The organism is Limnohabitans lacus (genome assembly GCF_030053395.1).
GTDB classification, from domain to species: domain Bacteria; phylum Pseudomonadota; class Gammaproteobacteria; order Burkholderiales; family Burkholderiaceae_C; genus Limnohabitans_A; species Limnohabitans_A lacus.
This window is the reverse complement of record NZ_JASGBH010000017.1, coordinates 1-23,143: the sequence shown is the minus strand read 5'-3', so window position 1 is coordinate 23,143 and position 23,143 is coordinate 1. Positions and strand designations below refer to the sequence as shown.

Annotated in this window: 28 protein-coding genes, 1 tRNA gene and 1 pseudogene; 15 read left to right on the top strand and 15 right to left on the bottom strand. The window is 58.3% G+C overall.

What is annotated here, in order from left to right; all coding sequences use genetic code 11:
* Positions 1 to 122: pseudogene (locus QLQ16_RS15570) on the top strand (IS3 family transposase); the annotation flags it as partial.
* Here QLQ16_RS15570 and QLQ16_RS15565 read toward each other — a convergent pair.
* The 3 genes from QLQ16_RS15565 to QLQ16_RS15555 form a co-directional block, all read right to left on the bottom strand.
* A complete protein-coding gene (locus QLQ16_RS15565; RefSeq protein WP_283225577.1) occupies positions 115 to 480 on the bottom strand; it encodes a hypothetical protein in 366 nt (121 codons plus the stop codon). The pseudogene QLQ16_RS15570 and the gene QLQ16_RS15565 sit on opposite strands and share 8 nt — an antisense overlap.
* 210 nt (positions 481 to 690) lie before the next feature.
* Positions 691 to 1,113: a PIN domain-containing protein gene (locus QLQ16_RS15560; protein ID WP_283225576.1), complete on the bottom strand. Its 423-nt coding sequence runs from the start codon at positions 1,111 to 1,113 to the stop codon at positions 691 to 693.
* Positions 1,114 to 1,130: 17 nt separating this feature from the next.
* Positions 1,131 to 1,394: a type II toxin-antitoxin system Phd/YefM family antitoxin gene (locus QLQ16_RS15555; protein WP_283225575.1), complete on the bottom strand. Its 264-nt coding sequence runs from the start codon at positions 1,392 to 1,394 to the stop codon at positions 1,131 to 1,133.
* Between the two features lie 185 nt (positions 1,395 to 1,579).
* Here QLQ16_RS15555 and QLQ16_RS15550 point away from each other — a divergent pair, with 185 nt between their 5' ends.
* The 3 genes from QLQ16_RS15550 to QLQ16_RS15540 all read left to right on the top strand — a co-directional run bounded on the left by QLQ16_RS15550 (position 1,580) and on the right by QLQ16_RS15540 (position 3,078).
* Complete coding sequence (locus tag QLQ16_RS15550; RefSeq protein ID WP_431310426.1) at positions 1,580 to 2,218, top strand: glutathione S-transferase; 639 nt, start codon at positions 1,580 to 1,582, stop codon at positions 2,216 to 2,218.
* A gap of 357 nt (positions 2,219 to 2,575) precedes the next feature.
* On the top strand, positions 2,576 to 2,716 hold the full coding sequence (locus QLQ16_RS15545; RefSeq protein ID WP_283225573.1) for a hypothetical protein: 141 nt from the start codon (positions 2,576 to 2,578) through the stop codon (positions 2,714 to 2,716).
* Positions 2,716 to 3,078 carry a helix-turn-helix domain-containing protein gene (locus QLQ16_RS15540; RefSeq protein ID WP_283225572.1) on the top strand — a complete coding sequence of 121 codons (363 nt, stop codon included), beginning with the start codon at positions 2,716 to 2,718 and terminating at the stop codon, positions 3,076 to 3,078. The genes QLQ16_RS15545 and QLQ16_RS15540 overlap by 1 nt, the downstream gene beginning before the upstream one ends.
* Before the next feature lie 21 nt (positions 3,079 to 3,099).
* Here QLQ16_RS15540 and QLQ16_RS15535 read toward each other — a convergent pair whose 3' ends face one another.
* The 5 genes from QLQ16_RS15535 to QLQ16_RS15515 form a co-directional block, all read right to left on the bottom strand.
* Positions 3,100 to 4,332 carry a tetratricopeptide repeat protein gene (locus QLQ16_RS15535; protein WP_283225571.1) on the bottom strand — a complete coding sequence of 411 codons (1,233 nt, stop codon included), beginning with the start codon at positions 4,330 to 4,332 and terminating at the stop codon, positions 3,100 to 3,102.
* Positions 4,333 to 4,361: 29 nt separating this feature from the next.
* Positions 4,362 to 5,867 carry a DUF4384 domain-containing protein gene (locus QLQ16_RS15530; protein ID WP_348534225.1) on the bottom strand — a complete coding sequence of 502 codons (1,506 nt, stop codon included), beginning with the start codon at positions 5,865 to 5,867 and terminating at the stop codon, positions 4,362 to 4,364.
* Between the two features lie 294 nt (positions 5,868 to 6,161).
* Positions 6,162 to 6,587, bottom strand: a complete 426-nt coding sequence (locus QLQ16_RS15525) for a hypothetical protein (protein WP_283225570.1) — start codon at positions 6,585 to 6,587, stop codon at positions 6,162 to 6,164.
* A gap of 70 nt (positions 6,588 to 6,657) precedes the next feature.
* On the bottom strand, positions 6,658 to 7,119 hold the full coding sequence (locus tag QLQ16_RS15520) for a hypothetical protein (protein WP_283225569.1): 462 nt from the start codon (positions 7,117 to 7,119) through the stop codon (positions 6,658 to 6,660).
* A gap of 646 nt (positions 7,120 to 7,765) precedes the next feature.
* Positions 7,766 to 8,206: a PACE efflux transporter gene (locus QLQ16_RS15515; protein WP_283225568.1), complete on the bottom strand. Its 441-nt coding sequence runs from the start codon at positions 8,204 to 8,206 to the stop codon at positions 7,766 to 7,768.
* A gap of 275 nt (positions 8,207 to 8,481) precedes the next feature.
* Here QLQ16_RS15515 and QLQ16_RS15510 point away from each other — a divergent pair, with 275 nt between their 5' ends.
* Complete coding sequence (locus QLQ16_RS15510; protein WP_283225567.1) at positions 8,482 to 8,811, top strand: type II toxin-antitoxin system RelE/ParE family toxin; 330 nt, start codon at positions 8,482 to 8,484, stop codon at positions 8,809 to 8,811.
* Positions 8,808 to 9,119 carry an addiction module antidote protein gene (locus QLQ16_RS15505; RefSeq protein ID WP_283225566.1) on the top strand — a complete coding sequence of 104 codons (312 nt, stop codon included), beginning with the start codon at positions 8,808 to 8,810 and terminating at the stop codon, positions 9,117 to 9,119. Before QLQ16_RS15510 ends, QLQ16_RS15505 begins: the two co-directional genes overlap by 4 nt.
* Positions 9,120 to 9,125: 6 nt before the next feature.
* Here QLQ16_RS15505 and queF read toward each other — a convergent pair whose 3' ends face one another.
* Both queF and yaaA read right to left on the bottom strand, forming a co-directional pair.
* A complete protein-coding gene (gene queF / locus QLQ16_RS15500) occupies positions 9,126 to 9,983 on the bottom strand; it encodes an NADPH-dependent 7-cyano-7-deazaguanine reductase QueF (protein ID WP_283225565.1) in 858 nt (285 codons plus the stop codon).
* On the bottom strand, positions 9,980 to 10,756 hold the full coding sequence (gene yaaA, locus QLQ16_RS15495; RefSeq protein ID WP_283225564.1) for a peroxide stress protein YaaA: 777 nt from the start codon (positions 10,754 to 10,756) through the stop codon (positions 9,980 to 9,982). Before yaaA ends, queF begins: the two co-directional genes overlap by 4 nt.
* Here yaaA and QLQ16_RS15490 point away from each other — a divergent pair.
* The 3 genes from QLQ16_RS15490 to QLQ16_RS15480 are packed head-to-tail and all read left to right on the top strand — an operon-like array spanning position 10,755 to position 13,649.
* Positions 10,755 to 11,483 carry a pseudouridine synthase gene (locus QLQ16_RS15490; RefSeq protein WP_283225563.1) on the top strand — a complete coding sequence of 243 codons (729 nt, stop codon included), beginning with the start codon at positions 10,755 to 10,757 and terminating at the stop codon, positions 11,481 to 11,483. The genes yaaA and QLQ16_RS15490 overlap by 2 nt on opposite strands.
* A gap of 31 nt (positions 11,484 to 11,514) precedes the next feature.
* Entirely contained in the window at positions 11,515 to 12,636 is a 1,122-nt protein-coding gene (locus QLQ16_RS15485) for an NADH:flavin oxidoreductase/NADH oxidase (RefSeq protein ID WP_283225562.1), read from the top strand.
* A gap of 41 nt (positions 12,637 to 12,677) precedes the next feature.
* A complete protein-coding gene (locus tag QLQ16_RS15480) occupies positions 12,678 to 13,649 on the top strand; it encodes a Bug family tripartite tricarboxylate transporter substrate binding protein (RefSeq protein WP_283225561.1) in 972 nt (323 codons plus the stop codon).
* Here the strand turns inward: QLQ16_RS15480 and QLQ16_RS15475 are convergent.
* Positions 13,636 to 14,232 carry a DUF3501 family protein gene (locus QLQ16_RS15475; RefSeq protein ID WP_283225560.1) on the bottom strand — a complete coding sequence of 199 codons (597 nt, stop codon included), beginning with the start codon at positions 14,230 to 14,232 and terminating at the stop codon, positions 13,636 to 13,638. The genes QLQ16_RS15480 and QLQ16_RS15475 overlap by 14 nt on opposite strands.
* Before the next feature lie 6 nt (positions 14,233 to 14,238).
* A complete protein-coding gene (locus QLQ16_RS15470; RefSeq protein WP_283225559.1) occupies positions 14,239 to 14,661 on the bottom strand; it encodes a rubrerythrin family protein in 423 nt (140 codons plus the stop codon).
* Positions 14,662 to 14,867: 206 nt separating this feature from the next.
* Between QLQ16_RS15470 and QLQ16_RS15465 the strand changes: the two genes are divergently transcribed.
* Positions 14,868 to 17,852: a valine--tRNA ligase gene (locus QLQ16_RS15465; protein WP_283225558.1), complete on the top strand. Its 2,985-nt coding sequence runs from the start codon at positions 14,868 to 14,870 to the stop codon at positions 17,850 to 17,852.
* A gap of 25 nt (positions 17,853 to 17,877) precedes the next feature.
* Positions 17,878 to 18,756, top strand: coding sequence for a UTP--glucose-1-phosphate uridylyltransferase GalU (galU, locus tag QLQ16_RS15460; protein ID WP_283225557.1), 879 nt, complete (start codon positions 17,878 to 17,880; stop codon positions 18,754 to 18,756).
* A 12-nt stretch (positions 18,757 to 18,768) separates the two neighbouring features.
* Here galU and QLQ16_RS15455 read toward each other — a convergent pair whose 3' ends face one another.
* From QLQ16_RS15455 to cysM, 3 genes are read right to left on the bottom strand one after another with little or no spacing between them, the layout of a single operon-like run.
* A complete protein-coding gene (locus tag QLQ16_RS15455; RefSeq protein WP_283225556.1) occupies positions 18,769 to 18,996 on the bottom strand; it encodes a sulfurtransferase TusA family protein in 228 nt (75 codons plus the stop codon).
* 3 nt (positions 18,997 to 18,999) lie between these two features.
* Complete coding sequence (locus QLQ16_RS15450) at positions 19,000 to 19,554, bottom strand: NUDIX hydrolase (RefSeq protein WP_283225555.1); 555 nt, start codon at positions 19,552 to 19,554, stop codon at positions 19,000 to 19,002.
* Between the two features lie 14 nt (positions 19,555 to 19,568).
* The gene (gene cysM / locus QLQ16_RS15445; protein WP_283225554.1) at positions 19,569 to 20,471 is read right to left on the bottom strand and encodes a cysteine synthase CysM; all 903 of its coding nucleotides are present in this window, start codon (positions 20,469 to 20,471) and stop codon (positions 19,569 to 19,571) included.
* Between the two features lie 187 nt (positions 20,472 to 20,658).
* Between cysM and QLQ16_RS15440 the strand changes: the two genes are divergently transcribed.
* The 4 genes from QLQ16_RS15440 to QLQ16_RS15420 all read left to right on the top strand — a co-directional run bounded on the left by QLQ16_RS15440 (position 20,659) and on the right by QLQ16_RS15420 (position 23,025).
* On the top strand, positions 20,659 to 21,198 hold the full coding sequence (locus QLQ16_RS15440) for an outer membrane beta-barrel protein (protein WP_283225553.1): 540 nt from the start codon (positions 20,659 to 20,661) through the stop codon (positions 21,196 to 21,198).
* A gap of 66 nt (positions 21,199 to 21,264) precedes the next feature.
* Positions 21,265 to 21,349: transfer RNA gene (locus QLQ16_RS15435), tRNA-Leu, on the top strand.
* Between the two features lie 510 nt (positions 21,350 to 21,859).
* Complete coding sequence (locus QLQ16_RS15430) at positions 21,860 to 22,405, top strand: helix-turn-helix domain-containing protein (RefSeq protein ID WP_283225552.1); 546 nt, start codon at positions 21,860 to 21,862, stop codon at positions 22,403 to 22,405.
* A gap of 383 nt (positions 22,406 to 22,788) precedes the next feature.
* Positions 22,789 to 23,025 carry a hypothetical protein gene (locus QLQ16_RS15420; RefSeq protein ID WP_283225550.1) on the top strand — a complete coding sequence of 79 codons (237 nt, stop codon included), beginning with the start codon at positions 22,789 to 22,791 and terminating at the stop codon, positions 23,023 to 23,025.
* Positions 23,026 to 23,143 lie beyond the last annotated feature (118 nt).

Here is a 23,143-nt window from a genome sequence, read left to right as displayed (position 1 = left end):
GCATCAAGTGCCTGACTGTGGCCGATGACTTCAGCCACGAGTGCGTGGACATTGCCGTGGACTACGGGATCTCGGGGCAATACGTGACACGCTTGCTCGACCAAGCGGCCACCTTCAGAGGCTGCCGTTAAGGTTACTGCCGTCCCGCACCCAGTCGGGCAGCGCTTCTTTGGTGGTGGCCAACAGCAGCTTGTTGCGCCGCACGCGGGTGACCACGCCACTGACCACGGGACGGTCAGGCCCCGAGTAGCCAGGCGCACCGCTGAACAGCGCCGCAGCCGCCCCCACCTGAAACAAGTGCAGGTCTTGCCGATGCGCCGGACGCTCCAGCTCCAGCACCACCTTGCCCCCAAAACCAATGTCTTCTTGGGTGATGGTGACGGGGTACCAAGTCAAGCCACGCCGACGGCGCTCTTTGATGCTGGCACTGGCGTTTTTGAGCTTGAACTGCGCCTGGTCTTCCTGTTGCTCAAGGTGCATGAGGGCGCGCACATGGCGTAACTCACTTTGCACAGCATCTTGAACAGGGCTTGGGGCAGTGGGGGTGAGGTCTTGGTCAGCCAAAGGGAATGGGATCGAGAGGCTGCAAGGACTTGAGCGCTCTCGGTTTTGAGGATGGGGGGACTCTAACTCAAACAACCAGTTGAATGGCTTTGTCCGCCTCAGGCCTGCCTGAGACAGGATGCCTCATCAAACTGCCAAGTACAGTTCCACCCGGTCAGTAGTCCAGGTCGCAACCCCAGTGCCAAAGAAGTCCGCGTCCTCCGTCCACACAGGGCAACCTATCGTCATGGCGCAAGCCAAAACGGGCCAATCATCTGCATCTCGCGTCGCAATTCTTTGAAGTGCCTGCGCTTTAAAGTCCACATAGACGACCAGTTCCAGCGGCAAGACAATGGTTTCGAGCGCATCCAAAACTGCCATCGCTGACTCACTTTGAATACCTCTTTTTTCCAACAGTGCGGGAAGGTACTTACGGGCGTCAGCGTAGGCCACATCGGGTGAAAAAAATTGAACTCTGTCGGCGTTTTCTACAAGGAGTTCGCGCACACGCTTGCCAAGCACAGCGCGGATCAGGATGTTGGCATCCAGAACGATCGCTCTATCGCTCATGTTGATGTGAATGTGAGTTACTTGGGCGCTTTAGCGCGTTGACGCGCAGATTTGAAATCAGCAACGACGGCGTCAACATCAACAGCCTTGGCCGCAAGCAGGCGATCCAGCGTTTTGCTTGCTTTTTTGAGCGAGGCGACATCTGCATCGGCTTGCCCATGGGTGGGGATGAAGTAGCCAATGGTTTGACCATGTCGTGTCACAGCAACCGGCGTGCTGGACGCAATGAATTCGGCCATTCCGGCACGAAATTCCCGAATGCCCACTTTAGTAGCTTCCATTTTTTTCCTTTGCAGCCAGAGCCAATTTGTGGATCACAGTGTACACAATATTCAAGTTTATGCACTTGACTTGCGTCGATGGCCTGATTCATTGCCGTGACTTGCAGCAGCGGGCAGCGTGACTGTTGCACCAGGGATTGATCTTCACCGCCAAATTGGCATGAACACTCTGTTCTCCCTCTATCATCCAACCTGTGCCCACCCCCATCCTCTATTCCTTCCGCCGCTGCCCCTACGCCATGCGTGCCCGCTTGGCTTTGCAGGTCAGCGGTGTGGCCTATGAGCACCGCGAAGTGGTGCTCAAGAGCAAGCCCGCGTCGATGCTGGCTTTGTCGCCCAAGGGCACGGTGCCGGTGTTGTGGCTGCCTGACGAGGCGCGGGTGATCGATCAGAGTCTGGACATCATGCTGTGGGCCTTGGCGCAAAACGATCCGATGCATTGGCTGCCGCAGGGCGATGCTTTGGCGCAAGCTTTGCAAGACATCGCGTTCAACGATGGGCCTTTCAAGCAGCAGCTGGACCGCTACAAATACCCACAGCGCTCGGGCCTGGCCAGTGGCGTGGCAGACCGCGACTTGGGCGCCCAGTGGCTGGCGCAGCTGGATGCGCGTTTGCAAGAGCAGGCGTTTTTGTCAGGCGCGCATTGGGGCCTGACGGATGCGGCGCTGGCGCCCTTTGTGCGGCAATTTGCGCACACCGACCCGGCTTGGTTTGCCGCGCAAGCTTGGCCGCGCTTGATTGACTGGCTCGCCGCTTTTGAGGGCTCTGAGGCTTATACGCAGATCATGGCCAAGCACCCGGCTTGGCAAGATCCGGTGGCGTGATCCGGCCCAGAAAGTTTTTAGATGTCGGACCTGAAGGTACCGACCTACGGGGAGACGATTCAACAACTCAACCTTGACTGCCGCGCTGTGCGCCCGTTGGGTGGCACCGCGCCGGGGTGTCGGTTGTGCCAGGGCTTGATGTCCAAGCCACCGCATGTCAATGCGGATACTTTTGTGCAAGACAAAGTCCTTAGGAATGTGATGTCATTCACAGGCCGATGCACACGTGGACTAAAGCACAGTCAAGCAGGCCATCATTCAATAAATTTGGCCCTTGGACAGGTCACATGCGTTGCAGCGCTGGCCTCATTCGAATTTTAAAAAGGCACCCAAGTGCCAGCTGCTTCAGGGGTTTGAATGGCCAAAATTTCTTGTGTTTCACTGACCGAGTCGACGCGCGATAAGACCGAGACATTCTGGCCAGATGAGCCGATCCAGGTGTTTACCATCAGTGATGATCTGGTGACTGCCAGCAGTCGGACGAAGGCAGACGAGTGATGGACCCGCACAAACTCGGTGTTTTGTCGATCGATCCTGTCTCTAATGGCAGCAATGGTTTTGGCCTGATCGCCGATGCCAAGCAAGTCAGGCCATTTGCTGCCGTTGCGCTTGCAGGTCGACACGATGCCGCCACGCAATGGACCCAAGATCAAGCACAGCATTCACTGGAAAAACTAAGCCCTCGCGAAGAACAAGTGCTGAAGATGGTGGGTGACGGCTACTCCAGTGCCCAGATAGGTTTGAAGCTCGGCATCGCAGGTCAAACTGTGAACACCCATATCAAAAACATTTTTCGCAAGCTCAAAGTCAGAACCCGTGCACAGGCCATTTTTACTGCCTATGAATGCGGACTTCATTAGGTCAAATCGAAAGTATGCTGCCTATCGCCACACAGCGGGTAGCAGGTCGTACAAGGCAGTGGGCTCTCGCCTGAGCCAAAAAGGCGCGGCTGGCTTGAGTTGCTGGGGGGCTTGCGTTGTCAAGTCAATGTCTTTCAGTTGCTGCATCCACGGGATATTGATTTGGCCATCCGGACTGGGATTGGCATAAATCAGTTGCAACATTTTTTCAGCTTGGGCGTTGCCCAGACTGGCTGCCAAGCGGTACAGGCGTATGGCTTCGGTGAAGTTGGCCGGTACCCCTTGCCCACGGTGCAAGCGCCTGGCTTGTATGAGCAAAGCGGCTGAATCCTGGCCGCTGGAAGACCTGGGCAGCGCCTGGTCTGGGTGAGGGCTGTTGCGCATGCGTTCGGACACGATTTTGGCATTGTTGGCCGCCACGCTCGATCGCGAGGCCGCCGCCTGAAAATGTGCCAAAGACTCAGCCATGCGGTTGTTGGAAGCGCTGACAATGCCCAGTTCGATGTGGGCTTGGACATCGCCTTTGCTTGCGGCTTCGAGCAGCAATGCTGTATTGGACAACTGCGTGTTGGTGCTTTGTGGCTCGGGTTGACTTGAGGGTGTGCCGTTGCGTGCAGGGGTCATCTGGACGGGTGCCTTCAGGGACAGTGCCAGCCACTCCAAATAGATTGCGCGCGGCGCATTAACCGTTCGCAAAGTGTTGATCGACGATTGCGCCGCCTCTGGATCTGAAGGGGCCGTGCATCCTTCCAGAGCGCACCAGGCCAAGCCAGCATGCGCAAGAGCAAGGCCTTTGTGCGCGGCAAGTTCAAACCACTTTTGTGCTTGTGCCGGGTTCATAGGCATGGCAATCCCATGCAGTGACAACAGGCCAAGAGTCCACGCGGCCTCTGCTGCCGACATCTTGGGGTCGACTTTTTTATTGGCCGGAGCAGGTGGGGTCTTGTCCAACGCCAAAGACTGGAGACGTGCCACTTGGCGTGCTTGCGCTGCAGAGGGTGTTCCCGTGATGTTGAGGGGTGCAGTGGGTTTGACCTCGCGCAGCAAAGGGTTGGCATCCAGAGGGGGCGGACTGACCGCATGCGTTGCGGCCACCAGTGCCGTGGCCTGTGCGCCGGCGCGGACCTCCACCACCTTGTCTTGTGCCTGTGTGAGTTGGCCCCCGCACATGAGCAGGCCCAACACTGGCCAGCGCCATGACAGCCAACTGTGCACGGGGCATACAACACGCGTGTGCAATTTGAGAATATGCATATCGGGTTTCATGGGCTCACTTGGCTCGTTCAGCGCTTTGTGGTGGGCGCTGCTGTCGCAGGTGTCGCTGTTGGTGCCTTGCGTGCACTCACCTCCCATGTCACCGTGGCCGATGTGTAGCCTTCTGTACCCAGCGTGCGGTTGTACAAGGCCAGTACATCTGGCAAATCACGGATGCCTGTGAGGGGTCTCAGTGCAGGACCATTGAGGGGCTCTGACAATTCGTTGCTGACATCTTTGTCTGTGGCCATGCAAAGAAGGCCTTCGGTACCCGCACCGGATGTTTCGATCACATAACCAGGATTTGGACTCATCCAGTCGGGCAGCCGGATGGCTTGGTTTGCGGAAATTTGGGCTTGTGGCGTCACGGGGTTGGGCAACAAGCGCATGACTTGGCCAGAGGCGTTGGCCAAATAGCAAGCCAGGTGTGATTGACGTGAAACGGTCAGCGACAAGAAAACCTGTTCGCCCACTTCAAATTGTTTGCGCCCCATCAGGATGTTTTCAATTTGCAAGTCGATGCTGCGCGGCAGCTCATTGACGCCGTAAACTTTTTCCGAAATGGTAGGCGAAAGCTTTTCATTGGCACTCAAGGCTTTCGGATCGGCCGAGGTCGACAACCAGCCATAACGAATGAGTTGCCCCTGTGCATTGAGCGCTACATAGTCGCGCAATGCCCGTTCATAGGTATTGAAATCGACGGTGCCTGTCACGACCATGCCGTTGTCGGCTTGGAACTTTGACAAGGCCGTGCGAAATGTCGTCAAGGAAGGTGGCTGCGCGTTGCTTGAGGACAGATAGCCTTTGCTGACCAGCGATTGACGAATCAAAGCTTCGTGGATCCCGATGTTGCCCTCGTCGTACCAATCTCTGAGTTGTCGCTGAAAATTCGGGTGGGTTTGCTCCATGGTGAGGCATTGCCAATACGGCACGCGGGCCCATTTCCCGGTCAACTCGATCATCGCCAGTTCAACCAATGTGCGAACCGCAGCACCAGAGCCCTGTGCATAGTCGCGTCCGACGTTGAATTGCCAACCGTAATCGCGGATGCGTCCCGCCAGGTCCAGGCCCTGACCACCGTTGCTGATGATCACTTCGTTGGCTGAGTCCAGACCAGGGATCATGGTGCGGGTGCGAAAGTCGCCCAGATGCAATTCCAAGCCGATGATGGTCACTGTTCTGTTTTGGCTGTAGCCGGTTTCAAAACGTGCGCCAGAGGTGCCCGCATCGAAACGGTTGTTCAAAACGTTTTGATCCACAAATGCCACCGATCCTGAAACGTAGAGGGCCGGTCGCTGCAGTTGGATCTGGTTGTTGTTCAGCAAAATATTGGTCAAGTTCTGAACGGTGTCTTGCCTGGCAATGTCCACCTCGTAGTCCACATAACGGAATGCGTTGGACAGTCGCGACATCTGCAGCAGCGCCGTGATCACCATGTCTTTGGTAGCGACAGGTACGCGTGTGGAAAAGTCTGGAATCTGCTTGCTCGTGATCAATGTCGTGGGGATTTGCGCGTCCCGCATCAACCGATCCATGCACTGCAATGAATCTGAAAAACTCGACATGGATCGCATGGGCCTTTGCGTGGGCCTGTCGGCAGCATGACCGTAACTTTGAAACGCCGCGTCCTTTCGTGCATCCATGGGGGTGCTGCATGCCGTCAACGCAAGAATAAGCATCATCAACAGGGCGTGTCCTGCGCGTTTTTTGGGCAAGTCGCACAAAGTCAGATGGGGTGTGCTGAAGGTCATGACGGTTACCAAAGAGGGAGGGGCGTGCGACAGACACCCCAAATTGACATTGAAGGATTCAGCGACGCCAGCAGAAGTTCACCTGCAGATGTTGACCAAATCGCCTCGAAGGACGACCACTTGGGGGTCGTTTTGAGGGCCATAACGGCCCGACGAAAGTCCGGTGGTGTTGGTATTGCTGCCTACATCTTGTGTGCAGACTTTTTTCAAACCATCATTGGTGGTCGAAGTCACCACGGATTCGTCGGTGATGATGCCGGTGGTATCCGCTGAAAAAGCCTTGGCTTGAAACCTGGCCAATTTGGCTTGCACCCACCCAGGTATTTCTTGTGAAGCGCTCATGACAGTGGATCTTTGTGCATTGTTCAGCGGCAGCATGTTGTAGCTAACTCGCTGCTGCAGAACAACGGGATCCTCACCAGGTGCCAACTGCGCTTGAGCGGGCAAAGCGATCCACAGCACGGTGGCTTGGGTCACAAAGATCAACAGAGCTTGTGTTTTCATGATGTTCTTCCGAGTGAAAAATGGTGACTGCCGCAAGCGGCAGCCACCCCTGCATCAACGTGCAGATCGATCAGTCGGTACAGCTCAGGCAATTGCTGTTAGACGAAAGGTTTTGCAAGGCCTTGCCGCCCCAACTGGCTTTGTTGATCACGGCGGAGTCTTTGATGTACGCCACTTGGTAGGTCGAAGAATTCAGACCGGAATGACCAATGTTGGAGGCGATGTTTTGTTCTGCCTGACCACCAAGGCCGCTGTTCATGATCATTGAGTTTTTGGCCATGACCAATTGCAGTTCTGTGCCGTTGGGTGTGAAGCTGCCCACATTGGATGCCAGGTTTTGCTGTGCGCTGCCGCCATTGCCAAACGCGCTGTTGATCACGGCGGTATTGACAAGCATCGTCGCTTGCATGGTGGGGTTGTTTTGCTGTGCACTTCCACCGTTTCCGGAACCATGACTGGAGCCTTGGTTGCCCGAATCGGCGAATGCGGTGGTGGCGAGTGTTGCCAAGAGGATCAGTGTGAATTTTTTCATGATGATGTCCTTGATAAATGAAGTGAAGTGGTTCCATCGGCATTTGCTTTTGGCCCTGTGGATTCATTCAATGAAGTCAACGAAATTTCAATTCGCCAACCTCCCTTCATGAATCCACTTTCAGTGTGTTTCTTGGTCAATGGATTGACAATTCCGTGTACTGAGTAACTCAACGTGGTTACATCAAAGGATCTACGCGGCTTGGCACAGGTGGGTTACGAGCGAGTCAATGAAATAGAAAACCCGAACTGGCCAGTGCCCACGCCCGCGCCCGTGAGCAGCACCAGGCCAAAGGTTGCCCTCATGCTGGAGCGAAAAACGGCGGCGTTCCATCTCCGTGCGCGGGGCACTGACCGACGAGTGGAAGGCGCGGGGCGTGGCTGAGCACCATGGCAGGCAATGCGCGTCAAGCGCTGCAAGCCAAGACAGGCCAGAAGGTGGTGAGTAAAACCAACGGCCTTGTCCGGGTTGCCGCTGGCTCTTCACTACTTGGCATCGTCCTCGGCCCAGCCTTCTATCGCTGGGTAATAACGTGTTGATCGACCATCACCGTATCGGGTGCGCAGCCCAAGCCGTTCAGGGTCAATCAGCTTGCGGGCCGCCGTGGGCGTTGAATCATGATTCGAGTAGGAAGAAAATCAGACCATCAGCTTTGTTCCACATCGCCCGCTTGGGCAGAAGCGGGCAAGCCGAAGACCCGGTCGAAGCACCAGGTGAACGCGATGGCATAAAAGAAAAAGAAGGCCAGCAATCCCAAATTGGCCAGCAAGGCAGCGGTGAGCGAAATGTCCAGCCACAGCGACATGACGGGCAAGAGAATGATGACCAAGCCGCCCTCAAAGCCCGCCCCGTGGGCCACTCGCCGGACAAAGGAGCGGCCTCGCACCGATTGGCGCGACTCCCAGCGTTCAAAGAGCCAGTTGAAGACGTAATTCCACGTCAGTGCAATGCTCGACAACACAACCGCCAGGCCGAATGTGGAGGCGGTGGACTTGTCAAAAGCCAGGCTCAACACAGGCCCGACCACGGCGATGGCAATGGCCTCGTACAAAAGGGCTTGCACAACGCGGCGGGTGGTGGGGGTCATCTTGGGGGACGTGGTGAGGTGGCTAGCAAGTAAAGCGCACTGGCAGGCGCTGGTGTCTGAAGTTAACACGTCATGCTCGTCAGGCCGAAAGCAGCCATGTCGTCCATTGAATTAAATAAATACTTTATGACTCAAAAATTACTCGCACCGCTAAACTTGTAGAGATCAAAACGCTTATGGGGTTCATTGTGGAAGCACCTTCGCGCCAATTGATTTTTTGGGCTGCAGGCCTGACCTTTTGAGGCGGTCGAACTGCCTTGTAACTTATAATTCACATGTTTGAAGTTCGTGATTACCTGACCGCGCAAGGCGATGACCCTTATGCACTGTGGTTGATGTCACTGGCGGATCGACAAGCCAGAGCCCGAATTTTGATTCGGGTAGGCCGAATGGCCAGCGGCAATTTTGGCGATGTGAAACCGGTTGGTGAAGGCGTTTGGGAAGCCCGAATTGATTGGGGGCCGGGTTACAGGATTTACTACGCACAGGCCGGACAGCGCTTGATCTTGCTGTTGGTCGGTGGTGACAAGCGAAAACAGCAAACGGACATTGAAAAGGCCCACCTTTACTGGATGGACTGGCAAAACAGGAGAAAGCTCAAATGACCATCAGGACCAGCCGCCCGCATGACGAAGCCGTTGTGGAGATGCTCAAAGCCGACCCTGAGTTTGCCAACGAGTACCTTGCTGTTGCACTGGATCAAGCGGATCAACCTGGCGGGCAACAAGCATTGCTGGCAGCTTTGCGGCACATTGCTGAGGCGCAAGGCATGTCTGCGGTGGCCGAGAGAGCGGGCATGCCTCGCGAAAGCCTGTACCGGGCACTCAGTCCACGCGGCAACCCCACACTCAAAACTTGGTTGGCGGTGCTGAACGCCACCGGATTGCACTTATCGGTGGTGCGGCCCCGCTGACTTGAATCACTGCCGCGCCGTGCGCACATTGGGCGGCACCGCGCCCGGTGCGCTGGTGCGCCAGGGGTTGATGTCCAGGCCGCCGCGCCTTGTGTAGCGGGCGTACACCGTCAACTTGGTGGGTTTGCAGCGCGTCCAGATGTCCATGAAGATGCGCTCGACGCATTGCTCATGAAACTCGTTGTGGTTGCGAAAGCTCACGATGTATTGCAGCAGACCTGCTTGGTCGATCTGTGGGCCGCTGTAGGTGATTTGTACGCTGCCCCAGTCGGGCTGGCCGGTCACCAAACAGTTGCTTTTGAGCAAGTGGCTGACCAGGGTTTCGGTGACCGGTGCCTCGTCGGCGGTGGCGCTGAGCAGGTCGGGCGCGGGCTGGTAGTGGCTGCACTCGATGTCCATGCGGTCGAGGTTCAGGCCGTCCATTTCGTGCACCGGCTCGGCGTCAAACATTTCAGGCATCAGCAGTTTCACGCCCACGCTGGCTTGCACCGCGCTGCCGTGCCACACGGCGGCGCTGATGTCGCGGCGGATGCGGTCGCGCACTTCGTCGGGGCTGTCGATGCGGGTGTTGTTGAAGCTGTTGAGGTACAGCTTAAAGGATTTGCTCTCCACAATGTGCGTGCTCTCGGCCGGCACGGTGATGTGGGCCAGCGCCACCTGCGGCTTGCCTTTGGTGTTGAGCCAGGACAGCTCAAACGCGGTCCACAAATCGGCACCAAAGAACACGGGCTGCGCGGTGATGCCGATCTCGGCCCGCTTGGTGGCACGAGGAATGGGGAACAGCAAGCTCGCGTCGTACTGGTCCACATAGGCGCTGGACTTGCCCAGCTGAGATTGTTCGGGGGTGTTGTTGGGGGTGCTCATGCTTGCAATTGGCGGCGAAAGACCAGGCGGTCGGGTTCAGAGACGGCGGCATCAAAGGCATAGCCTTCGAGGTTGAACTTCAGCAAACCTTCGGGCTTGGTGATTTTGTTTTGGACGGCATAGCGGGCCATCAGGCCACGGGCGCGTTTGGCGTTGAAGCTGATGATCTTGTATTTGCCGCCCTTGAAGTCTTCAAACACGCACTCGATCACACGGGCTTTGAGCGTCTTGCGGTCCACCGCCTTGAAGTATTCCTGCGAGGCCAGGTTGACGATGACGGGCGTTTTGTCGGCGGCCAAGCGTTCGTTCAGGTGCTCGGCAATTTGCGGGCCCCAAAACTTATAAAGGTTGCTGCCTTTGTCGGTCTGCAGCGTGGTGCCCATTTCCAGGCGGTAGGGCTGCATCCAGTCCAGCGGGCGCAGCACGCCATACAGGCCGCTCAAAATGCAGACATGGCTTTGCGCCCAGTCCAGCTCTTTGGCGTTCAGGGTTTTGGCGTCCAGGCCTTCGTACACATCGCCATTGAAAGCCAGCACCGCTTGCTTGGAATTGTTGGCGCTGAATTTGGGGCGCCAGGCTTCGTAACGCGCCACGTTCAGGGCCGACAGCGCGTCGGACAAGTCCATCAACTCGGCGATTTGCTGGGGCGACTTCTGGCGCAGCACCTCGATCAGGGCCTGCGACTGCGGCACGAACTGCGGCAGCGTGTGCGGCACATCGCCTGCGGGGGTTTCGTAGTCCAGCGATTTGGCGGGAGACAATAAGAACAACATGCTCGACATCCTTTACCTGGACGATTATCTCGCCATCGTGCACAAGCCCGCAGGCTGGCTGGTGCATCGCACCCCGCTGGACAAGGGTGAAACCCGCTTTGTGCTGCAAACCCTGCGCGACCAGATCGGCCAACACGTCTGGCCGGTGCACCGGCTGGACAAAGGCACCAGCGGCGTGCTGGTGTTTGCTTTGAGCGCCGATGTGGCCCGCACGCTGGGGCAGGCTTTTGAGACGGGCGAAGGCCTGCACAAGACTTACCGGGCCATCGTGCGGGGTTGGCCACTGCCAGAAGGTTTGATCGACCACGCTTTGAAGCGCATGCCTGACGATATGCGCTCAGAGCGCGAGGAAGTGCAGCCTGCGCAGACGCGTTACGCCACGCTGCGACAGGGTGAGCTGCCGATCGCGCAAGGCGACTTTGCCAGCCTGCGCTGGGCCGAGGTGCAGCTGCAACCCCTCACGGGTAGGCGCCACCAGCTGCGCCGCCACATGAAACACATCGCCCACCCGATCATTGGCGACGCCACGCACGGCAAAGGGCCGCTGAACCGGGCGGTGGCCGCGCACATTGGGGCGGCCCGCTTGTGGCTGCATGCCTTGCGCCTGGACATTCGGCATCCGGTGACGGGGCAGCTGCTGACGGTGGAGGCACCCTGCGGCGATGAATGGGCGCTTTGGTCAGATCAAAGCCGAACCGCCGCAGTGGTCTTGTCACAGAGCGGATAGGCATCTACCCGCAGCTGCATAAGATCGCGGCATGAGCCTGCTTTTCACCCCCTTCACCTTCGACGCCCCCAACGGCCCCCTGACTTTGCCCAACCGGATTGTGGTGGCGCCCATGTGCCAGTACTCGGCCGATGAAGGCCAGGCCACCGACTGGCATTTGACGCACTGGACCAACATGCTCAACAGCGGTGCGGGCCTGTTCACCATCGAGGCCACGGCGGTCTCGGCGGTGGGCCGCATCAGCCCCGGGTGCCTGGGCCTGTGGGACGACGCCACGCAAGCGGCTTTGGCCGACAAACTGGCGCGCGCCCGCCGCCAAGCGCCCCATGTGCCGGTGTGCATCCAGATCAGCCATGCGGGGCGCAAGGCATCGAGCGCTGCGCCATGGCACGGCGGTATGTTGATCGCCCCCGAAGACGGTGGCTGGCAAACCGTGGCGCCCAGCGCCCTGCCCCACTTGCCGCAAGAAGCGGCCCCCACCGAGTTGAGCCCGGCCGACATCGCCCAGATCAAGGCCGACTTTGTGAACACCGCCCGGCGCAGCCAAGCCCTCGGCATCGAGGCCCTGGAGCTGCATGCGGCGCACGGTTACCTTTTGCACCAGTTTTTGTCGCCTTTGTCTAACCAACGCACCGACACATACGGTGGTTCGTTTGAAAACCGCATCCGCTTTTCGATGGAGGTCTTCCACGCCGTGCGCGAGGCTTTTGGCGGCACGCTGGGCATGCGCATCTCGGGCACCGATTGGGTCGATGGCGGCTGGACGATCGACGAGACCTGCGAGCTGGCGGTGTTGCTCAAAGCGGCCGGGGCGCAGTTCGTACACATCTCGTCGGGCGGCGTGTCGCCCTTGCAAAAGATCACCTTGGGCCCCGAGTACCAGGTGCATCTGGCCAAAGCCGTCAAGGAGCGCTCGGGCCTGACCACCTTTGCCGTGGGCCTGATCACCGAGCCCGCTCAGGCCGAGGCCGTGCTGCAGCGCGCTGACGCCGACCTGGTGGCGCTGGCCCGGTCCTTCTTGTACAAGCCGCGCTGGGGCTGGGAAGCCGCCGTGGCGCTGGGCGGCACAGTGGACGCCCAGCACCAGTACTGGCGCAGCCTGCCCCGCGAGGCCAAAAACATTTTCAACGACGCCAAGATTGGCATGCGCTGATGGATCACCCTTCACAAGACAGACAAACAAGAGAGACAACGATGAACACACGACGCAAATTGACCCGGTGGCTGGCTCTGGCCAGCCTGTGTACCCCCATGGCCCTGATGGCGCAGACCTTCCCCAGCAAGCCGATCAGCCTGGTGGTGCCGGTGCCACCGGGCGGCTTGGTGGACACCTCGGCAAGGCTGATTTCCGAGCCGCTGGGCCGTTTGATCGGCCAGTCCATCGTGGTGGAAAACAAGGGCGGAGCCAGCGGCAACCTGGCTTACCAGCAAGTGGCCAAGGCGCCCAAAGACGGCCACACGCTGTTGGTGTCGTACTCGGGCTACCACGTGGCCAACCCGATCTTGATGAGCAAGCTGCCGTGGGAGCTGAAAGACCTGACGCCCGTGGGCCTGATCACCGTGGCCACCAACGTGGTGGCGGTGCACCCCACGGTGCCGGTGAACAACATGAAAGAGTTCATTGCCTACGTCAAACAAAACCCGGGCAAATTGAATTACGCCTCACAAGGCAATGGCTCGGTTTCGCACATTGGCACCGAGATTTTCAAACAGCAAACCGGTGTGGACTTGGTGCATGTGCCCTACAAAGGCTCGGGCCAAGCCATTGCCGATGTGCTGGCCGGACAAGTGCAGGTGTTCATGACCACGCCGCCTTCGGTGATGCAGCACATCCAGGCTGGCAAGCTCAAGGCCTTGGCGGTCACTGGCAAGAAGCGCCACGCGGGCATGCCCCAAGTGCCCACCATGGCCGAAGCGGGTTACCCCAACTTTGACCTCGAATCGTGGGTGGCTTTGTACGCCCCAGCAGGCACACCAAGCGCCGTGGTGAACCAATTGGCCGATGCTGTGAAACGCAGCCTCGACTTGCCCGAAAGCAAACAACGCGCCGATCAGGCGGGCATCGAAGTGCGCTTTGTGGCCCCGGCCGAGATGACCAAACTGCTGGACCGCGACATTGCTGATTGGACGCAGGCCATCAAAGCGGCCAACATCAAGCTGGATTGAGGTCGCCCGCCAGACTGGCCAAGGTGGGCGCCGCAATGTCCACATGCGCCGGATAGTGCGTGTGGTCGCAGCCCAGGCGCACGCCAGCGCCGGCCTGCACAAAGGCGGTCATGGCCGCGTCGAGATCAAAGCGCATAAAGTGCACCGCTGAGGTTTTGGTGGCGGTCTCGCGCACCTGGTCTTCGTCGGCGATGGCGTACACGCGGGGGTGGCCTTCGACCTCAACAAACACCCGAGACGCAACGCCCACCAGCTTGGTCAGCTCGCGCTGGCGCTGCTGCGCGTCGGGGTAGGCCAGCATCAAGGTGGCCCGCCATTGGCAGCCTTGGGGCACCAAAGGCGCATAGGCGGCGATCTCGTGCGCGATGCCGTCTTCTTCAAAAATCTTTTCGATGCGCAGCATCTCTTGGATCTGGTAGCGAACAGTGGCTTCGCTCTCGAACTGCACACGCATGTGCTCGCCCAAGGTCACGCTGCGCAGCTGGCGCAGGGCCACCATTTCGCCGTGGTGGGCCTGGCGCCATTTGGCGTAGGCCTCCAGCGACATCAGGTTGTCTGGGGTGATGCGGCCGTGGGTTTGCATGGGGGCTCAGGCTTGCAGGCCGTCGATGGCTTTTTGGTAGCGGTTGGCGTGCGAGCGCTCGGCTTTGGCCAGGGTCTCGAACCAGTCGGCGATGTCGTCAAAGCCTTCGTCGCGGGCCACTTTGGCCATGCCGGGGTACATGTCGGTGTACTCGTGGATCTCGCCCGAGATGGCCGAGGCCAAGTTGAGCGCGGTGTTGCCTATCGGCAGGCCGGTGACCGGGTCGCCCGACTGCGCCAAAAAGTCCAGATGGCCGTGGGCGTGGCCGGTTTCGCCGTCGGCGGTCGATCGGAACAGGGCCGCCACGTCGCTCAGGCCTTCAATGTCGGCCTGGTTGGCAAAGTACAGGTAGCGGCGGTTGGCTTGGGCCTCTTCGGCAAAAGCCTGTTTCAGGCATTGCTCGGTGCGGGAACCTTGAAGGGCGGCCATGGGGTGATTTCTCCTGATTGTGTCGCGGGTGGATTCGAAGGGCCGGTTCGTGGGGAACCAGGGGCCCAACGAAGCGTATTTTCGGATTGTCGGGCCAGGAGGCGCTGGTCAGAGTGCGAAGGGCCACAAAAGTTAAAATCTGAGGCAGTCCGACTTGTGTCGCCCCCGCTTCGCAACCGAAGCCGCATCCATTTCCAAAGACCCCCATGAGCAACGCACCCGCCACCCCGGCCCAACCTGGCCTTGAGAGCCTGTCCAAATCGTTCGAGCCAGCCGCGCTGGAAGCCCATTGGGGCCCCGAGTGGGAAAAGCGCGGCTACGGCGTGGCCGGTTTTCGTGGCACCCAAGCGGCCAAAGACGGCGCACCGGCTTTTGCCATCCAGTTGCCACCACCCAACGTGACCGGCACGCTGCACATGGGCCACGCCTTCAACCAGACCATCATGGACTCGTTGACCCGCTACCACCGCATGATGGGCTTCAACACCGCTTGGATTCCGGGTACCGACCACGCGGGCATTGCGACACAGATCGTGGTGGAACGCCAGCTGCAGGCCAAGGGCATCAGCCGCCACGACATGGGCCTAACCCCTGCCGAAGCACGCAAGAACTTTGTGAGCAAGGTCTGGGAGTGGAAAGAAGAGTCCGGCAGCACCATCACCAGCCAGATGCGCCGCATGGGCGACAGCGTGGACTGGAGCCGCGAATACTTCACGATGGACCCCAAGCTGTCCAAGACCGTGACCGAAACCTTTGTGCAGCTGTACGAGCAAGGCCTGATCTACCGTGGCAAGCGCTTGGTGAACTGGGACCCGGTGCTGATGAGCGCGGTGTCTGACCTCGAAGTCGAGAGCGAAGAAGAAGACGGCTCGATGTGGCACATCCGTTATGACTTGGCCGATGGCTCTGGCAGCTTGACCGTGGCCACCACACGCCCCGAGACCCTGCTGGGCGACGTGGCCGTGATGGTGCACCCCGAAGACGAGCGCTACAGCGCCTTGATTGGCAAACAGGTCAACCTGCCCCTGTGCGGACGCACCATCCCCGTCATTGCCGACGAGTACGTGGACAAGGCCTTTGGCACCGGCGTGGTCAAGGTCACCCCTGCGCACGACACCAACGACTACCAAGTCGGCCAGCGCCACAAGCTGGAGATGATCTGCGTGCTGAACCTCGACGCGACCATCAACAACAATGCGCCCGAGAAATACCGTGGCCTGGACCGCTTCGTGGCCCGCAAGGCCGTGGTGGCCGACCTGGAAGCCGCAGGCGCTTTGGTGGAAGTGAAAAAACACAAACTGATGGTCCCTCGCTGCGCCCGCACCGGCCAGGTGATCGAGCCCATGTTGACCGACCAATGGTTCGTGGCCATGAACCAAGTGGGCCAAGGCGACGCCACCGGCAAGAGCATTGCGCAAAAAGCGATTGACGCCGTTCAGTCTGGCCAAGTGAGCTTTGTGCCCGAGAACTGGGTGAACACCTACAACCAGTGGATGAACAACATCCAGGACTGGTGCATCTCGCGCCAGCTGTGGTGGGGCCACCAGATTCCGGCTTGGTACGACGAAGACGGCAATGTCTACGTGGCCCGCAACGAGGCGGAGGCGCAAGCCAAAGCACCGGGCAAGACATTGAAGCGTGACGAAGACGTATTGGACACGTGGTATTCGTCGGCACTGGTCCCATTCAGCACACTGGGTTGGAGCAGCGACGCAGCTGGCGGCAGTGGTGCCGCCGGATCGGGCGATTTGGCGAGCGCAGCGAGTGTGAGCACGAACGGCGGTGCCACTGCCGCCAGCGGAACACAAGACTACGACCTGTACCTGCCCTCCAGCGTGCTGGTGACCGGCTACGACATCATCTTCTTCTGGGTCGCCCGGATGATCATGATGACCACGCACTTCACCGGCAAAGTGCCTTTCAAACACGTCTACATCCACGGCCTGGTGCTCGATGCCCAAGGCAAGAAGATGAGCAAGTCCGAGGGCAACGTGCTCGACCCGGTGGACCTGATCGACGGCATCACCTTGGAGCCCCTTCTGGACAAACGCACCCAAGGCCTGCGCAAGCCCGAGACCGCGCCCAAGGTGCGCAAGCAGACCGAAAAAGAATTCCCAGAAGGCATTCCGGCCTATGGCGCGGACGCGCTGCGCTTCACATTTGCGGCGCTGGCCTCGCTGGGCCGCAGCATCAACTTTGACAGCAAGCGCTGCGAGGGTTACCGCAACTTCTGCAACAAGCTGTGGAACGCCACCCGCTTTGTGCTGATGAACTGCGAAGGCCAAGACTGCGGCCTGATGGAGCACACCAAAGAAGAATGCACCGTGGGCGGCAAGGCGCACGGCTACATGTCTTTCAGCCAAGCCGACCGCTGGATCGTGTCGCAGCTGCAGCGCGTGGAAGCCGATGTGGCCAAAGGCTTTGCCGAGTACCGCTTGGACAACGTGGCCAACACGATCTATGACTTCGTGTGGAACGAGTTCTGCGACTGGTACCTCGAAATCGCCAAGGTGCAGATCAACACCGGCACCGACGCGCAAAAACGCGCCACCCGCCGCACCTTGATCCGCACGCTCGAAACCATCATGCGCTTGGCGCACCCGATCATTCCTTTCATCACCGAAGAGCTTTGGCAAAAAGTGTCGGTGGTGGCGGGCCGTCCGGGCGAGTCGGTCAGTGTGTCGGCTTACCCCGTGAGCCAGGCCGATCGCATCGACGAAGTGGCCGAAGCCCATGTGGCCAAGCTCAAGACCTTGGTGGACGCCTGCCGCAACTTGCGCGGCGAGATGAACGTCTCGCCCGCCACCCGCATGCCCATGTATGTGCTGGGCGACACCGCCTACATGCAAAGCGTGGCACCGGTGCTGCAATCGCTGGCCAAGCTGAGCGAAGTCAAGGTGTTTGAGACCGAAGCCGAGTGGGTGGCCGCTGCACAAGCCGCACCCGTGGCCGTGGTGGGTGAAGCACGCCTTTGCCTGTTCATGGAAGTGGACGTGGCCGCCGAGAAAATCCGCCTGACCAAAGAGGCCACCCGCCTAGAAGGCGAGATCGTCAAGGCCAATGGCAAGCTGGGCAACGAGGCCTTTGTGGCCAAAGCGCCGCCGGCCGTGATCGAGCAAGAGAAAAAGCGTGTGGCCGACTTTGGCGCCACGCTCGAGAAAATCCGCCAGCAATTGCAGCGTCTGGGCTGATCCAGCACAGCAACAGAGAGTCACCATGAGCCACAACGTCATTCGCAAAGCCGTCTTTCCCGTCGCCGGTCTGGGCACGCGCTTTTTGCCGGCCACCAAAGCCGCACCCAAAGAGATGCTGCCGGTGGTAGACAAGCCGCTGATCCAGTACGCGGTGGAAGAAGCTTATGCAGCAGGCGTGCGCCACATGATCTTTGTGACGGGCCGCAGCAAGCGCGCCATCGAAGACCACTTTGACACCGCTTACGAGCTCGAGACCGAGCTGGAAGCGGCGCACAAGGAAGAGTTGCTGGCGCTGGTGCGGTCGGTGCAACCCGACGACATGGTTTGCGCCTATGTGCGCCAAAACCGCATGCTGGGCCTGGGCCATGCGGTGCTGTGCGCCGAGCCCCTGGTGGGCAAAGAGCCGTTCGCGGTGCTGCTGGCCGATGACTTGATGGTCAACGCTGGCGCCTCCGTGTTGTCGCAAATGGTCGAGGCCTACACCAAGCAAGGCCGCTCGGTGTTGGCGGTGCAAGAAGTGCCGCTGGACCAGGTCAAACGCTACGGCATCGTGGCCGGCGAATCGGCAGGCAAGCAGCTGATCCGCGTCGAGCAGATCGTGGAAAAGCCCAGCCCCGACCAAGCGCCTTCACGCATGGGTGTGGCCGGCCGCTACATCTTGACGCCGGGGATTTTTGACGAGATCCGCAACCAGCCCACCGGCGTGGGCGGCGAGATCCAACTGACCGACGCGATCGCACGCCTGATGCAGCGCGAAGCGGTGTACGCCTTCCAGTACGAAGGCAAGCGTTACGACTGCGGCAGCAAAGAAGGCTTTTTGGAAGCGACGGTGGAGCTGGCCCTGCAACACCCGCAAGTGGGCGCGTCCTTCCGCGAATACCTCAAAGGCTTGAGCCTCTGAGGAACGGACGGCTTAGCGGCGCTTGAGGCCGAAGACGAAAGCGGTGTCGGTCTTTTCTTGCAAGACCAGTTCATTGCCCGTTTGTTTGGCAAAGGCTTCGAAGTCACGCCATGAGCCGGGGTCGGTGGCGATCACTTTGAGAAGTTGACCGGTGGTCAAGTCGTTCAGGGCCTTCTTGGCTTTCAAGATGGGCAGCGGGCAGTTCAGGCCGCTGGTGTCAATTTCTTTGTCAAAGTTCATCACTCAATCCTGATTCGGTTCCTGGCTTTGCGCGGCCCGCTCTTCCCATGTCATGAACTTGGGCTCGATGCCGATGGTGCGCAGCCAGTCGCCCAAGGCGTAACCGGTGCCTGCGGGCCAGCAGATCAAATCCTTGAAGTCGAACATCTTGTACTCGGCCAACTCGGGCGACAGCCGCACCTGGCCTTCGGCCACCGCGTGGTAAGCGATGATGACCTGGTTCATGCGCTGAAAGTCGTACACGCCAATCAGCTTGAGCGCGCTCACCTGCAAGTTGGTTTCTTCAGCAATCTCGCGGCGGATGCCGTCTTCGGGTGTTTCGCCCGCTTCCATGAAGCCGGTGATCAGCGCAAAGCGCCGGCCGGGCCAGGCGGCATTGCGGGCCAACAAAATCTGATCGCCCACCTGCACGATGCCGGCCAGCACCGGCGTGGGGTTGTTCCAGTGCGTGAAGTCGCAGGCCGTGCAGCGCAGGCGCATGACCTCGCCCCCGTCTTCCATTTGGGTCAGCCAAGACAGGGGGGTGGCGCACTGGGGGCAAAAACGAAATTCAGCCATGGTTCATCCTGGGTTCAGGCGGGGAAAACACCCGTCGACAAGTAGCGATCACCACGATCGCACACGATGAACACAATGGTCGCGTTTTGCACGGTTTTCGCAATCTCCTGCGCGACCCAGCAAGCGCCTGCGGCAGAGATGCCGGCAAAGATGCCTTCGGTGCGGGCCAGCTTGCGGCAGGTTTCTTCGGCATCGCTTTGGCTCACATAGACCAGCTCGTCAACGCCGGCAGGGTCGTAAATCTTGGGCAGGTATTCCTGTGGCCATTTGCGGATGCCGGGAATGCGCGAGCCTTCGCTGGGCTGTGCGCCGATGATGCGAATCGCGGGGCTCTTTTCTTTGAGGAAGCGCGACACGCCGGTGATGGTGCCGGTGGTGCCCATGGCGCTCACAAAGTGGGTAATCTTGCCGCCGGTCTGCTCCCAGATTTCGGGGCCGGTGGTCTCGTAGTGGATGCGCGGGTTGTCGGGGTTGGCAAACTGGTCGAGGATCCGGCCCTTGCCTTGCGCGGCCATGCTGTCGGCCAGGTCGCGGGCGTATTCCATGCCGCCGCTTTTGGGGGTGAGGATCAGCTCGGCGCCAAAGGCCTTCATGGTCTGGGCGCGCTCGATCGACAGGTCCTCGGGCATGATCAAAATCATGCGGTAACCCTTGATGGCTGCGGCCATGGCCAGCGCGATGCCGGTATTGCCTGAGGTGGCTTCGATCAGGGTGTCGCCGGGTTGGATCTCGCCGCGCTCTTCGGCCCGGCGGATCATCGACAGCGCCGGACGGTCTTTGACCGAACCGGCTGGGTTGTTGCCTTCGAGCTTGCCCAGGATCACATTGCCCCGTGGGCCCATGTCTTTGGCACCCAAGCGCTGCAATGCAACCAGGGGGGTTTTGCCGATGGCGTCTTCAATGGTGGGATAAATCATGGCCGTACTTTGCCATAAGTCGGGCCCATTGGGCGCCAGCGCACACGCATGAAGCGTACGGCCTAACCCTCAGACACGTTGGGTGCATGAACACACGGACGACAGGCACGGCCGTCCCTAAGGTAGCCCCGCTGGGCGTTCACGCAGAACGATCAGCTTGAACTACTTCAGTACGAAAGGTCTCACCATGAACATCAAATCCACATGCTTGGCCATCTTGGCGCTCTCGGCTTCACTGGCACAAGCCCAGTGGTACGGCGAAATCGGCGTTACCCCCTTGTCGGTCAAAGCGACAGCGCAGGGCAATACGCTCAAATCCCATCCCACCATGGCCGACGTTGTGGTGGGCTATGAATGGCACCCCAATATGGCCATAGAGGGCATCCTCGCCACGAATATCGAGTCCGACACCATCAACCTCAATGGCTCTGAAGTGCCTGACACCAACTTGAAGGTCAAAAGTGCCTATGGTTTTTTCTTCAAGCCCAAGGTCATGCTGACGCCCGAGTGGGAGCTTTTTGGGCGCTTGGGAGTCATTAAAAACAGAACCACCGGGCAAGTCGGCAGCCTGTCCGTCACAGATACCGACCATGATTTCACCTATGGCATTGGGGTGAATTACTTCTTCAACAAAACCACCTACGGCTCACTGGGCTACACCAGCTTTTATGACAAACAAAACAACACGACACGAGGTGCCACGCTGGCGTTAGGGATGAAGTTCTGATTTTTTGAAAGTGTGGGCCTGAAGAGCGCTAAAAATATGCCATAATTTGCGTCTTCACGAATACCTGCCCGGGTGGTGAAATTGGTAGACTCAGGGGACTCAAAATCCCCCGCCGCAAGGCGTGCCGGTTCGAGTCCGGCCCCGGGCACCATCTTTGGAAACCCAGCAACCATGCGGGTTCCAAGCGAATCAAGGCCAACCTTCACAGGTTGGCCTTTTTTCTTGTCTGAAGCACTTACAGACTGTTTACAGACGGCTGTTCAGAATTTGACATGGTTATGATCAGATAGCTAAGGTCTGTCGACAATATTTCTTGTTGTACATGAAGTCGGCAAGAGCACGGCCGCAACTTATGGCCGGGTAGGATTACAAACCTGACAGCGCAACTCCTTCGAAAAAGCGAAGCTATGCGATCCAGAGGACAGATATCTCGCTGATGGGTGGGCACTATTCACTCGGCTGGAGTCAAAGGCGCAATCAATGACCTGAGCTGCGGCGATCGTTTGATATTTGCTTCAGATGATTAAAGTCCACAGTCCAAGTGGTTGCCCAGCCGAGCAACGGCACTCCGTCAAGCCAAAGAATTGGCTGTACATGCGCCATAAAAGAGATTGGGCGGCGGATTCTTAGACCATGCACTCTGTACAAGGATCGGTAACTCATGAGCAAACATCTTCTTCTGGTTCCATCTGACCTATTTCCAATCGCAGGCGACGAGGCCATTGAGCGTGTGCTGTCAATTCTAAAGCCCACACAATTCGACAACCCGTTCACAGAACCAGAGTACGCACCTAAGTTTGAAAAAATGTGCCTAAGAATACATGAGCTAAACACAAGATCGGTCAGCAAAGCTTTGATCTGGCTTATTGAATGTGGGGAACTCACAGCCAACAGCAAGACATCTTTTATCCCGATTACATCGGGTCCGATCAATCCTAAAGAAATTGTTCTCAGTGAACGGGCTTTCGATGAATTCTGCGAAACGATGACGGTAAAACTTCAGGTCTTACAGCCTCAGAAGACAACAAGAGGTTCACTCAAGAAAACAACGAAGCAACAAGATAAAGAAATCACCGCACGGCATCGAAAAGGAGAAAGCCAAAACTCTCTTTCTAAAACCTATGGCGTTTCTCGACCGACCATTCAAAAAATCATCGAAAAAAATTCAAAAAATGCAAACCCTCTAGACGGGTTAGGTAAGAGATAAGTCCAATAAGCCCCAAGAAATCAGACTTGCAACCATTGCAGGGTGTTGCAACCCATGGCTCTTTGTTGCCGCTTGAATTAAGGCATCTTCAAGCTAGAGAACTGCAACGTTGATTGCAACCATTTAAGAAGACGACATTTCATTCCCCGATCTATCTATGAAAGGAAAACGGGTATGAAAGTCAATTACGAAAAACTACGTCCTCTGACGCAAGAGCTGCGGAGCGCTTTGTGTACCAACGAAGCTGCGGCACATCTCAATCGTGCGCCGCAAACGCTGCGGCAGTGGGCCATGCGTGAAAGTGGGCCCATCCGAGTGCTTCGCGTCAATGGGCGGCTGGCTTGGTCTGTCGCAGACATCAAACGTGTAATGGGGGTGCAGTAATGAACTTCGCCAACCACAAGACCGTCAACTCGAACGATGACGTCAAGTTCGTTTCTGGGTTTGGTTCGTTTCATACGAATGAATCTGATCCACAAAATCCAAACAAGTTGCTCAAGCCATACGAGCAAGTCTCTTGGAGCCATATCACTGCCATGATTGACACACCTGACGATTGCGAGAAACACAAAGCCCAGTGGGTGATTCCATCAACACTCATGTCGCGCAATTCCACGTGACCTGCCCCCTCTGAGCCATACCAAACCGATGGAACTGAGTCCGCTAATTTTGGAGAATGGCGGATATGAAGACCACACGATTTACCGACGAGCAGATCATCGGATTCCTCAAGCAAGC

Excerpts from the sequence above, each read along its gene's own strand:
- QLQ16_RS15565 (WP_283225577.1), bottom strand. The coding sequence starts at position 480 with ATGCACCTTGAGCAACAGGAAGACCAGGCGCAGTTCAAGCTCAAAAAC.
- QLQ16_RS15560 (WP_283225576.1), bottom strand. The coding sequence starts at position 1,113 with ATGAGCGATAGAGCGATCGTTCTGGATGCCAACATCCTGATCCGCGCT.
- QLQ16_RS15555 (WP_283225575.1), bottom strand. The coding sequence starts at position 1,394 with ATGGAAGCTACTAAAGTGGGCATTCGGGAATTTCGTGCCGGAATGGCC.
- QLQ16_RS15545 (WP_283225573.1), top strand. The coding sequence starts at position 2,576 with ATGGCCAAAATTTCTTGTGTTTCACTGACCGAGTCGACGCGCGATAAG.
- QLQ16_RS15540 (WP_283225572.1), top strand. The coding sequence starts at position 2,716 with ATGGACCCGCACAAACTCGGTGTTTTGTCGATCGATCCTGTCTCTAAT.
- QLQ16_RS15535 (WP_283225571.1), bottom strand. The coding sequence starts at position 4,332 with ATGCATATTCTCAAATTGCACACGCGTGTTGTATGCCCCGTGCACAGT.
- QLQ16_RS15530 (WP_348534225.1), bottom strand. The coding sequence starts at position 5,867 with ATGGATCGGTTGATGCGGGACGCGCAAATCCCCACGACATTGATCACG.
- QLQ16_RS15525 (WP_283225570.1), bottom strand. The coding sequence starts at position 6,587 with ATGAAAACACAAGCTCTGTTGATCTTTGTGACCCAAGCCACCGTGCTG.
- QLQ16_RS15520 (WP_283225569.1), bottom strand. The coding sequence starts at position 7,119 with ATGAAAAAATTCACACTGATCCTCTTGGCAACACTCGCCACCACCGCA.
- QLQ16_RS15515 (WP_283225568.1), bottom strand. The coding sequence starts at position 8,206 with ATGACCCCCACCACCCGCCGCGTTGTGCAAGCCCTTTTGTACGAGGCC.
- QLQ16_RS15510 (WP_283225567.1), top strand. The coding sequence starts at position 8,482 with ATGTTTGAAGTTCGTGATTACCTGACCGCGCAAGGCGATGACCCTTAT.
- QLQ16_RS15505 (WP_283225566.1), top strand. The coding sequence starts at position 8,808 with ATGACCATCAGGACCAGCCGCCCGCATGACGAAGCCGTTGTGGAGATG.
- queF (WP_283225565.1), bottom strand. The coding sequence starts at position 9,983 with ATGAGCACCCCCAACAACACCCCCGAACAATCTCAGCTGGGCAAGTCC.
- QLQ16_RS15490 (WP_283225563.1), top strand. The coding sequence starts at position 10,755 with ATGCTCGACATCCTTTACCTGGACGATTATCTCGCCATCGTGCACAAG.
- yaaA (WP_283225564.1), bottom strand. The coding sequence starts at position 10,756 with ATGTTGTTCTTATTGTCTCCCGCCAAATCGCTGGACTACGAAACCCCC.
- QLQ16_RS15485 (WP_283225562.1), top strand. The coding sequence starts at position 11,515 with ATGAGCCTGCTTTTCACCCCCTTCACCTTCGACGCCCCCAACGGCCCC.
- QLQ16_RS15480 (WP_283225561.1), top strand. The coding sequence starts at position 12,678 with ATGAACACACGACGCAAATTGACCCGGTGGCTGGCTCTGGCCAGCCTG.
- QLQ16_RS15475 (WP_283225560.1), bottom strand. The coding sequence starts at position 14,232 with ATGCAAACCCACGGCCGCATCACCCCAGACAACCTGATGTCGCTGGAG.
- QLQ16_RS15470 (WP_283225559.1), bottom strand. The coding sequence starts at position 14,661 with ATGGCCGCCCTTCAAGGTTCCCGCACCGAGCAATGCCTGAAACAGGCT.
- QLQ16_RS15465 (WP_283225558.1), top strand. The coding sequence starts at position 14,868 with ATGAGCAACGCACCCGCCACCCCGGCCCAACCTGGCCTTGAGAGCCTG.
- galU (WP_283225557.1), top strand. The coding sequence starts at position 17,878 with ATGAGCCACAACGTCATTCGCAAAGCCGTCTTTCCCGTCGCCGGTCTG.
- QLQ16_RS15455 (WP_283225556.1), bottom strand. The coding sequence starts at position 18,996 with ATGAACTTTGACAAAGAAATTGACACCAGCGGCCTGAACTGCCCGCTG.
- QLQ16_RS15450 (WP_283225555.1), bottom strand. The coding sequence starts at position 19,554 with ATGGCTGAATTTCGTTTTTGCCCCCAGTGCGCCACCCCCCTGTCTTGG.
- cysM (WP_283225554.1), bottom strand. The coding sequence starts at position 20,471 with ATGATTTATCCCACCATTGAAGACGCCATCGGCAAAACCCCCCTGGTT.
- QLQ16_RS15440 (WP_283225553.1), top strand. The coding sequence starts at position 20,659 with ATGAACATCAAATCCACATGCTTGGCCATCTTGGCGCTCTCGGCTTCA.
- QLQ16_RS15430 (WP_283225552.1), top strand. The coding sequence starts at position 21,860 with ATGAGCAAACATCTTCTTCTGGTTCCATCTGACCTATTTCCAATCGCA.
- QLQ16_RS15420 (WP_283225550.1), top strand. The coding sequence starts at position 22,789 with ATGAACTTCGCCAACCACAAGACCGTCAACTCGAACGATGACGTCAAG.